This is a genomic window from Nakamurella sp. (assembly GCF_048594475.1).
GTDB lineage: Bacteria > Actinomycetota > Actinomycetes > Mycobacteriales > Nakamurellaceae > Nakamurella.
Genome location: NZ_JBMDXT010000031.1, coordinates 1 through 9,551 on the forward strand (window position 1 = coordinate 1; position 9,551 = coordinate 9,551).

A 9,551-nucleotide genomic window follows, 5' to 3' on the forward strand; every position below is an offset into this window, starting at 1 on the left:
CCCGGTCCCGCCCGGGCGCAAGAGCGAGGTCGGGAGCGAGGGCGGGGGCCCGGTCGTCCGCGGTCATCGTGGCCGCCCCTGCTCGTAGGCCAGCAGGCGGGCGCGTTGGGCGAGCTGTTGCCGTTCGAGGGTGGCGTCGTCGATCGTCGACAGGTCGAACGGGGCCGCCAGCAGCAGCTCGGTGTTGCGGTCCAGCGCCGACCCGCGACGCATCAGCGGGGTCTCGGCCCAGTCGTTGGCGGCCAGTTCCCGGCTCCGGGCGGCCAGGTCGGCCCACGACCCGGACGACCCCGGCGTCACCGGGGAGGCATGGTCGACGACCGTGGTGACGATCGACAGGGTGCCGTCGCGGTTGTCGACCAGCTCGACCGTCTGCTGCTGTTGCGGGAAGTCGATGCAGGACGCGGTGGTGATCTCCCACAGGCCGCCGCCGTCCCCGCGGGGGTGGGCCAGGATCTGGTTCAGGTGGGTGTGGCCGTTGAGCCAGGCCACGGCCACGGGGTAGCGCAGCAGCATCGCCACGAACTCCTCCGCACCGTGCAGCACCTGCGTCTCGCCGGGCCGCTGGGCGCGGTTCTCCAGGGTCAGGCTGTTGTGGTGGCTGAAGATCAGCGCGAGCCGTCGTTCCGCCTGGGCGACCGCGAGCTGCTCCTCCAGCCAGCGGAACTGATCGTCGGGCACGGCCCCGTCGGGCCCGGCGACCTGGTTGCAGGTGTCCAACCCGAACGCCCGGACCTGCGGCGTCAGGTCGGCCTGCCACCAGGTCTGCCCGGTGTCCAGATTGTGCTGGGTGAAGCCGTGCCCGATCGGCCCCGGCACCGGCCGGGTGGTGAAGTGCTCGACCATGAACTCGCGCTGCTCGAACAGCCTTCGCTCCGGATCGGCCGATACCGACCGCAGGCCCGAGCGCAGCCCGGACTGCACGCCGACCGAGTCCAGCCAGCGCTGCAGCGGGCTGGCCGTGGCCGCGTATCCCAGCAGCGCGGTGGACGCGGTCGCCGCCAACGTCCAGCTCTTCTCGCCACCGACGGCCAGCGCCCGCCAGGGGGCGCTGACGTCGAACGTGCCCAGCATCAGCGTGTCGTGGTTGCCGTAGACCGTGTACCAGGGCACCGGCAGGCCGGGTGACGGCACCGGCGTGGCGATGGCCTGGGTCAGCAGGTCGGGCAACCGCGGGAACCCGTAGTCGCCGAACGAACCGCCGGTCGGATCGGCCGGGCGGTACGCCCACACCGCCTCGGGCCAGGCCTGCACCCCCTCGTAGCGGCCGCTCGACCCGCTGCTGGGCACGATGGTGCCGCCGTCGAGCACGTCGATGTACCAGCGCAGCTCACGGTGCGAGTGCATGTCGGCGCTGTCCCCGGTGACGATGGCCGCAGCCATCGGCGCGCCGGTCAGCGGGCTGCTGCGCAGGTCGGCGAACGCCTGCACCATCGCCGTCGTCACGTGCACGGTGAGCGGGTCCTGGGGATGGAACGCCGAGCCCCAGGCGGCGTGGTCCTGGACGATCATCGGCTCGATCCGGCCCGGCGACTGGGCGTCGATGACGTGCATGTCCGAGAGGTGGGCCAGGTAGAGCAGGGAACGGCGGGCCGCCGCCCGGCCGGGCGCCGGGGCGCGACCCAGGACGTCCGGCCGGCTGAGGTACGGCTCACCCGGCCCGGCGACCAGGGTCCGGTACTGCGCGGAACCGCCGCTGCCCTGCAGCACCGTCTGCTCGAGCGTGCTGCCCGCCCGGTCCGGCCGCGCGGGGGCCGCCACCGCCCGGCCCAGCACATCGGGGTCGAGGGCCCAGACCGCGGCGAGACCGACGACGGAGGCCGCGAAGCGGCGGCGCGAGAGGCCCGGCACCGGACCATCATGAGGGCGGGGCGGGCGACCGGCCGCACGCCCCGCCGGTCAGTCGATCAACCAGGTGTCCTTGGAGCCGCCGCCCTGCGACGAGTTGACCAGCAGGCCCTCCGACTCCAGCGCCACCCGGCTCAGCGCGACGTCGGGGACGACGACCGACCCGTCCCGACCGGCCAGGGCGAACACCCGCAGGTCGACGTGCCGCGGCCGCAGCCCGTCACGGGTGAGCGTGGGGTGGCAGGAGAACCGGATGACGTCCTGGGCGATGAAGCGGTGCGGGGCCGCGTCGACCTGCTCGACCATCGCGGCGACCTCGGCGGGCGACAGGTCGGGGCCGATCATCACCCCGGAGCCGCCGGAACCGTCGACCGGCTTGACGACCAGCTCGGCCAGCCGGTCCCGGACGCCCTCGTACTGGCCGGGATGGGCCAGCACCCACGTGCCGACGTCGCCGATCAGCGGTTCCTCGTCCAGGTAGAACCGGATCATCGGGTGGACGTAGGCGTAGATCGCCTTGTCGTCGCCGACCCCGTTGCCCGGCGCGTTGGCCACGGCCAGCGTGCCCGCCCGGGCCGCCGCGACCAGCAGCTCGTTCGCGGCGGCGTCGATCGGTTCACCGGCGACCAGCTCGTCGTCGCCGAGGCGCCGGTACAGCACGTCCACCGGCCACGGCTCGCCGGGCGCGCTCGGACCGGTCGCGGCGACGATGCCGGCGGCGCCCCCGGACAGGTCGGCCGGGGTCACCACCGGGACCCCCATCAGCTCGGCCAGCAGCCGGTGCTCGTACCAGGCCGAGTTGCCCGGTCCGTCCGACAGCAGCGCGACGTGCGGAACCTCGCGCGGGCACCGGGGCGGCCGGGCCTGCCGCAGCGCGTCCAGCAGGTCCCGGCCGACGGTCTCCGGCGACCGCAGGCCGGGCCACGGATGCAGGGCCGGCATCGACGCCGCCGCGGTCCGCCGGTTGGCCACCGCGTAGGCCAGGCCGGACGGCACCCGCAGGTTGTCCTCCAGCACGACCCATTCGCCGGTCGGCGCGTGCAGCAGGTCGAACCCGATCACGGTGGCCCGCGGCCGGCCGCCGGGGACCAGGTCGGCCGCGGCCGGAAGGAAGCCCGGGCACTGCCGGACGACCGCCTCCGGGACGATCCCGGCCCGGACGATCCGCATCGGGCCGTACACGTCGTCCAGGAACGCGTTGAGCGCACGCGCCCGCTGGCGCAGGCCCGTGCGGATGGCCGCCCAGTCGGCCGCCCCGATCACCCGCGGGATCGGGTCGAGGGGGAACGGGTGCTCGGTCGGCACCCCGTCGATCTCGGCGATGAACGAGATGCCCTCGTCGACGCGGCGACGGTCCAGGTCACGGGCGGCGGCCCGCAGGCCGTCGAGACCGCCCGGCGCCAGCGCGTCCAGGATGGCGGTGTACCCGGGCCGGATCGCGCCGCCGGGCGTCACGGCCTCGTCCAGCGGGCCGGGTTCGTACCCGTCGAGCAGGGTCATCGGGGCCCTCCACGGCCCCGGGTCCACCGCAGATGCCAGTCGACGATGCCTTCGGTCGAGGCGATCCGGCCCTCGCGTCCCACGATGGTGTGTCCTTCCCCGGGCAGCAGCATCAGCTCGGTCGGCACCCCCGCGTCGGTGAGGGCGCGCGCCGCCTGCACCGATTCGATGACGGGGACGTTGGTGTCGCTCTCGCCGTGCATGAAAAACGTGGGTACCCGCATCCGGTCGAACCGAACCAGCGGGGACAGGTCGGCCAGCAGGTCGGCGTCGGCGACCGGGTCGCCGTACTCGGTGACCGACGCCGCGGCCATCCACGGCTCGGTGTGGGTGAAGAACGTCCGCAGGTCGGACATGCCGGCGTGGCTGGACCCGGAGGCGAAGAGCTCCGGGAAGCGGGTCAGCGCGATCATCGCCAGGTAGCCGCCGTACGACCAGCCGTGCACCCCGACCTGCCCGGGGGCGGTGATTCCCTGCGCCACGAGGTACTCCACCGTGGCGCGGACGTCGGGGAACGAGCTCTCCCGGCGGTCCCGGTCGTCCAGCGCGGTGAACGACGCCCCGTGACCGGTGGAGCCGCGCACGTTGGGCGCGAAAACGGCGAACCCGCAGGCGACCAGCGATTGGATGAGGATCGAGAACGCCGGCCGTTCCTCGGCCTCCGGGCCGCCGTGCAGCAGCACCACGGTGGGGAACGGGGGTTCCCCGCGCGGGCGGTAGAGCAGGCCGTGCAGCAGCAGCCCGTCCGGGGCGCGGTAGCGGCGCCGCTCGGGCACGCACAGCTGGTCGTCCGGCAGGCGCGGCACCGGCAGGCCGGTGATCCGGCGGGCGGCCGGCGGGGCGTCGTCGGGGTGATCGACGAGATCGACGTGGTACAGGCTGCGCGGGGCCACCGGCTCGGTCAGCTCGAGGATGCCCGACCGGCCGTCCGGCAGCACCGACCACCCGGGCATCACCCGCCGGCCGATGTCCACCCGGTGCCCGGCGCCCGTCTCCAGATCGCGCATCTCGATGGCACTGTGCCCGGACAGGTTCCACACCAGCATCGCCCGGGCGCCCTGATCGAGGACCGCGTAGGCGTCGAGGTCGGCATCGTCGCGGGCCGCGAGAATCCGCACGCGCCCGGGGGTTCCGTCCGCGTCGAGCGGGACCCGGGCCAGGGCCGGGTGTTCCCGGCCGGCGCCGAGCCGCAGGTACACGGCCGAGCCGTCGGCGGCGAACCGGCCGTCCTCGGCCTGGTCGGCCCCGGCCGGGAAGTCGGCGTGCAGCAGGCGCCGCGGCGCCGGGAGCGGGGCCACCGGGTCGGTGGCAGTGTCGGTGTCAAGGGGTACGTCGGCCAGCACCAGATGACGGTGCCCCCGTGGCCCGCGCCGGGCCACCAGCCGGCGCGCGTCCGGCGAGATGCCGGTGACCAGGAGGAATCCGCCGGTCGCCACCCGGCGCACCACGCCGCTCTCGACGTCGACGAAGCACACGTCGGCGTTCGGTGACACCCCGTCGGCCAGCGAGAAGGCGTACGTCGACGGCAGGTTCGTCCACGACCCGGCGAAAACCGTTTCCCGCTGGGCCATGCCGGCCAGCGCGCGGTGGTCGGTCCCGTCCGGGCGGACGGCGTGCAGTTCGGCCCGGATGTAGCCGTTCGGCGAGACGAGGTAGGTCAGCCAGCGGCCGTCCGGGGACCAGGCGACCGAGATGACCTCCTGATCGGGCAACGACACCTGGGCCGGGGGTCGGTCGGCGTCGTCGCCGGTGGGGTCGAGGTGGACGACCTCCAGCCTTGGCAGCCCGGACCGATCGGTGACGTAGGCGATCTGCCGGCCGTCGGGGGACAGGGCCGGGCACCAGGACCCGACGACCCCGGCGATCCCGTCGATCCGCTCCCGCAGCAGGGGCGTGAGCCCCGGTCGCGCGTCCGGCACGGCTCAGCCCACTCCGTGGCGCTGCAGCCACATCTCGAGCAGCCCGAGCTGCCAGAGCTGGTTGGATCCGAGCGGGGTGCGGTGCCGGTTCGGGTCGGCCAGCAGCCGGGCGACGTAGTCGGGGTCGAACAGGCCGCGGTCGCGGGCCGCCGGGGCGGTCAGCGCGTCCCGGACCCGGCCCAGGTACTCGCCCTCCAGGTTGATGATCGCCGGGACCGGGAAATGGCCCTTCTTGCGATCGATGATCTGCGCGGGCAGGACCTTCCTGGACGCCTCCTTGAGCACCCCCTTGCCGCCCTGGGCCAGCTTGAGGGCGGGCGGCACGGCGGCCGCCAGCTCGGCGAACTCGTGATCCAGGAACGGGGTCCTGGCCTCCAGGCCCCAGGCCATCGTCATGTTGTCCACCCGCTTGACCGGGTCGTCGACCAGCATCACCTGGGAGTCCAGCCGGAGCACCCGGTCCAGGGCGGTGTCCGCGCCCGGCCGGTTCAGGTGCGCGGCGACGAAGTCTCGCGGGGCGTCGTCGGGAATCGTCCACTGCGGCTGCAGGATCGTGCTCATCGTGGCCTTGTCCCGGTCGAAGAACCGTCCGGAGTAGACCTCCAGCGCCCGGTCCGGCGGGACGTCGGCCAGTGGCGGGTACCAGTCGTAACCGGCCAGCAGTTCGTCCGCGCCCTGGCCGGACTGGACCACCGTCAGGTGTTCCGAGACCGCCCGGGACAGCAGGTAGAAGGCGATGCAGTCGTGGCTGACCATCGGCTCGGCCATCGCGCCGATCGCTCCGTCGAGACCGTCCAGCACGGTGCTCGACGGCATCAGCAGCTTGTGGTGCCGGGTGTCGAACTCCCGGGCGACGATGTCGGAGAACTCGAACTCGTCGCCCTCCCGGTCGCCCACCCGTTCGAAGCCGATGGAGAACGTCTGCAGCCCGTGCTGTCCGGCCCTGGCCAGCAGGGCCACGATGACGGAGGAGTCGATCCCGCCGGACAGCAGCACGCCGACCGGGACGTCGGCCACCATGCGCCGCTGGACCGCGGCCTGCAGGGTGTCCAGAACGAGCTCCTGCCAGTCGTTCTCGGTCAGGCCGGCATACCGGTCGGCGCGCTCGTGGGCCGGCGACCAGTAGCACCGGTCGGTGCTGGTGCCGTCCGGCTCGATCACCCGGACGGTGGCCGGGGGCAGCTTGCGCACGCCGCGCAGGATCGTCATCGGCGGCGGGACCACCGCATGGAAGCTCATGTAGAAGTTCAGCGCGACCGGGTCGATCGTGGTGTCGATGTCCCCGCCGGCCAGCAACGCCGGCAACGAGGACGCGAACCGCAGCCGTCCGGGGCTCGGGGCGAGGTAGAGCGGCTTGATGCCGAGCCGGTCCCGGCCCAGGATCAGCCGGCCGGTCCGGCGCTCGTGCACGGCGAACGCGAACATGCCCATGAAGTGGTCGACGCACTGCACGCCCCACCGGTGGTAGGCCTTGGCGATGACCTCGGTGTCGGAGGTGGAGAAGAAGCGGTAGCCGTCGGCCGACAGCTCCTCGCGCAGCTGCCGGTAGTTGTAGATGCAGCCGTTGAAGACGGTGACCAGGTCTAGCTCGTCGTCCACCATCGGCTGCGCGCCGGCCTCGGTCAGGTCGATGATCTTGAGCCGGCGGTGCGCGAGCGCCACCGGCCCGTGGTGCCACCGGCCGTGCCCGTCCGGACCGCGCGGCTCCATCACGGCGGACATCCGGTCGAGCCCCTCGAGATCCGGGGGCGCTCCGTCGAATCTGATCTCACCGCTCAGCCCGCACACGTTGCCCTCCCGAGACGGATGTAGCCGGTCGCGATCGGCTCGCGGGCCGGCCCGACACGTCACTGTGGCAGGTCCCTGACGCTACACGCGGTTGATCTCCGGGCTGCGGGACCCGGTTGATGGTCAACCGAGTTGACGGATTCGTGAGCTCGTGCGAGATTGAAGGTCAATGTAGTTGACCGTCTGGCCACCCCTCGGAGGAGTCATGCCCGTCCTCGCCGCACCGTCAGCCCCGACCCACGAACTCCCGGGCGCGCGGTTCACCGCCCTGGCCACGCCGAGCCGCGGCAGTACCGACACCAGCGTCTGGCAGGTGGAGATCGATCCGGGTGCCCCGGCCACCCCGCACTCGGTGACCCGGGAGGAGGTGTTCGTCGTGCTCGAGGGCACCGCCCGGGTCCGGCTCGGCGAGAGCGAGCAGCTGGCCGGTCCGGGGGCCGCCATCGTCGTGCCGGCCGGTGTGCCGTTCGCGCTCGCCGCCACGGGCCCGGCGCCGCTGCGGGCGGTCTGCCTGCTGCCGGTCGGCGGCCAGGCCCAGCTGCCGGGCGGCGAACCGTTCACCCCGCCGTGGGCCCGGTGATCCGCCCGACGAGCGGGCCGGCACCCGACCCGGCCGCCGGCGGGGGGTCCGGGCCGGCGACCGGCGCCGGGGTGGATCCGGCGGCCGACCCCGTCCGCGACCGGGTGCCGTTGGCCCGGCTGTTCGCCGTCGGTTACCGGGTACTGGTGGACGGGCTGCACCGGCGGCTGGCCGAGCGCGGCTGGACCGACGTCCGCGTCACCGACGGCTTCGTGCTGCTGGCCGCGCGGTCCGGCGGGCTGCGCGGCGCGGACGTCGCCGCCCTGCTCGGCGTGTCCAAGCAGGCCGCGTCGAAACACCTCGACGCGCTGGCGAACGCCGGGTACGTCACCCGTGAACGGCACCAGAGCGACGACCGGGCCAAGCTGGTCCGGCTCACCGACCGCGGCCGGGCGCTGCTCGCCGCGGTCGAGGAGGTCTACGCCGAGCTGGAGGCCCAGTGGGCCGCGGTCCTGGGGGTCCCGGCGATCGAGTCGATGCGGTCCGACCTGACCACCCTGCTGGGCCACCCGCACGGCGGGCGGCTGCCGGCGATCACCCCGCCGTGACCGGCCGGCGCCGAGCGGTCGACGGTCACGCGGTGACCATGAAGGAGCGCTCGTCCAGGCCGGTCGCGCCGTCCGGCACGACGCCCTGCACCCGATCGGTCTGTACCGCCCCGGTCGCGTCGATCGCCCGGCACCGCGCGGTGTGCGAGCCGGAGGTCGCGTCCGGCCAGTAGTAGACCCACTGCCGCCAGGTGTCCGGGCCGACGTCACCGGACAGCGTCGCGTCGACCCAGGGGCCGTCGTCGATCTGCACCTGAACGCCGGTGATGCCGGTGTGCTGCGCCCAGGCCACGCCCGCGATCGCGACCCGGCCCGTTGACACCGACTCCTGGGTGCGCGGCACGTCGATCCGCGACGAGGTCTTGATCGGGGCCTGCGGCGACCAGCCGCGGTCGGTCCAGTAGGCGCTCACCTCGGCGAACCGGGTCAGTTCCAGGTCCACGACCCACTTGGTCGCCGAGACGAACCCGTACAGGCCGGGGACCACCATGCGGACCGGGTAACCGTGCTCCACCGGCAGCGGTTCGCCGTTCATGCCGTAGGCGAGCAGGGCCTCCCGACCGTCGGTGAGCGCGGCCAGCGGGGTGGTGACGGTGAAGCCGTCCACGCTGGTGGAGTAGACGCAGTCCGCGCCGGCCTGGGGGCCGGCCAATGCGAGCACGTCGGCGAGCCGGACGCCCTGCCACACGGCGTTGCCGATGTAGTCGCCGCCGACCGGGTTCGACACGCAGGTGAGCGTGAGCAGGTGCGCGACCGACGGCATCGCCAGCAGGTCCGCCCAGGTCAGCGTCACTTCCTTGTCGACCAGCCCGTGCACCCGCAGCTGCCACTGGTCCGTGGTCATCCGGGGCACCACGAAGGCGGTGTCGATCCGGTAGAAGTCGGCGTTCGGGGTGACGAACGGGGTGATGCCGGTGACCTCGTCGAGGGTCGCACCGGGGACCGCGGCCGCGGACGTGGCCGGGGTGGGCAGGGCCACCGCTCCGCGGTTGGCGGCGACCTCGGCCGTGCCGGGGATCCACCGGGCCACCGCCCCGGCGGCCACGGCCAGCGCGGCGCCGATGCCGGCCAGGCGGAAGAAGTCCCGCCGGGTGGCGGCCGCCGGGGCGGCGACCACCGGGCCGGCGGCCCGGGCCATCGGGTGGCCGGCGCCGCTCAGGGCGGGTTTCGGGTCGCCCGACGGGTGGGCGGAGGTGGATCCGCCGGCCGGATCGCCGGCCGGATCGGCGGCGGGGGCGGCAGGGGCGGCGGGGGCGGCGGGCGACCCGGTCGCCGCGCCCGGGCGGGCCGCCCGACCCGGGAAGTACTGCCGGCGGAACACGGGGGCCCGGAACCACAACCCGGCCACCGCGCCGGCCAGCAGCGGCA

7 protein-coding genes are annotated in these 9,551 nt (G+C 74.0%); 2 read left to right on the forward strand and 5 right to left on the reverse strand.

Features of this window, described 5'->3' with window-relative positions; translation table 11 throughout:
• Positions 1-63: 63 nt before the first annotated feature.
• The 4 genes from ACOJUF_RS01435 to ACOJUF_RS01450 are packed head-to-tail and all read right to left on the reverse strand — an operon-like array spanning position 64 to position 7,055.
• Entirely contained in the window at positions 64-1,851 is a 1,788-nt protein-coding gene (locus tag ACOJUF_RS01435) for a TIGR03767 family metallophosphoesterase (protein WP_420120084.1), read from the reverse strand.
• Between the two features lie 48 nt (positions 1,852-1,899).
• Entirely contained in the window at positions 1,900-3,348 is a 1,449-nt protein-coding gene (locus ACOJUF_RS01440; RefSeq protein ID WP_420120085.1) for a circularly permuted type 2 ATP-grasp protein, read from the reverse strand.
• The gene (locus ACOJUF_RS01445) at positions 3,345-5,267 is read right to left on the reverse strand and encodes an alpha/beta fold hydrolase (RefSeq protein WP_420120086.1); all 1,923 of its coding nucleotides are present in this window, start codon (positions 5,265-5,267) and stop codon (positions 3,345-3,347) included. Before ACOJUF_RS01445 ends, ACOJUF_RS01440 begins: the two co-directional genes overlap by 4 nt.
• A gap of 3 nt (positions 5,268-5,270) precedes the next feature.
• Complete coding sequence (locus ACOJUF_RS01450) at positions 5,271-7,055, reverse strand: N-acetylglutaminylglutamine amidotransferase (RefSeq protein WP_420120087.1); 1,785 nt, start codon at positions 7,053-7,055, stop codon at positions 5,271-5,273.
• Positions 7,056-7,260: 205 nt separating this feature from the next.
• Here ACOJUF_RS01450 and ACOJUF_RS01455 point away from each other — a divergent pair, with 205 nt between their 5' ends.
• Both ACOJUF_RS01455 and ACOJUF_RS01460 read left to right on the forward strand, forming a co-directional pair.
• On the forward strand, positions 7,261-7,635 hold the full coding sequence (locus ACOJUF_RS01455) for a cupin domain-containing protein (protein ID WP_420120088.1): 375 nt from the start codon (positions 7,261-7,263) through the stop codon (positions 7,633-7,635).
• A complete protein-coding gene (locus ACOJUF_RS01460; protein WP_420120089.1) occupies positions 7,632-8,183 on the forward strand; it encodes a MarR family winged helix-turn-helix transcriptional regulator in 552 nt (183 codons plus the stop codon). The genes ACOJUF_RS01455 and ACOJUF_RS01460 overlap by 4 nt, the downstream gene beginning before the upstream one ends.
• A 25-nt stretch (positions 8,184-8,208) precedes the next feature.
• Here ACOJUF_RS01460 and ACOJUF_RS01465 read toward each other — a convergent pair.
• Positions 8,209-9,551 (reverse strand): molybdopterin-dependent oxidoreductase (locus ACOJUF_RS01465; RefSeq protein WP_420120090.1); only part of this gene is annotated, 1,343 nt, incomplete at its 5' end.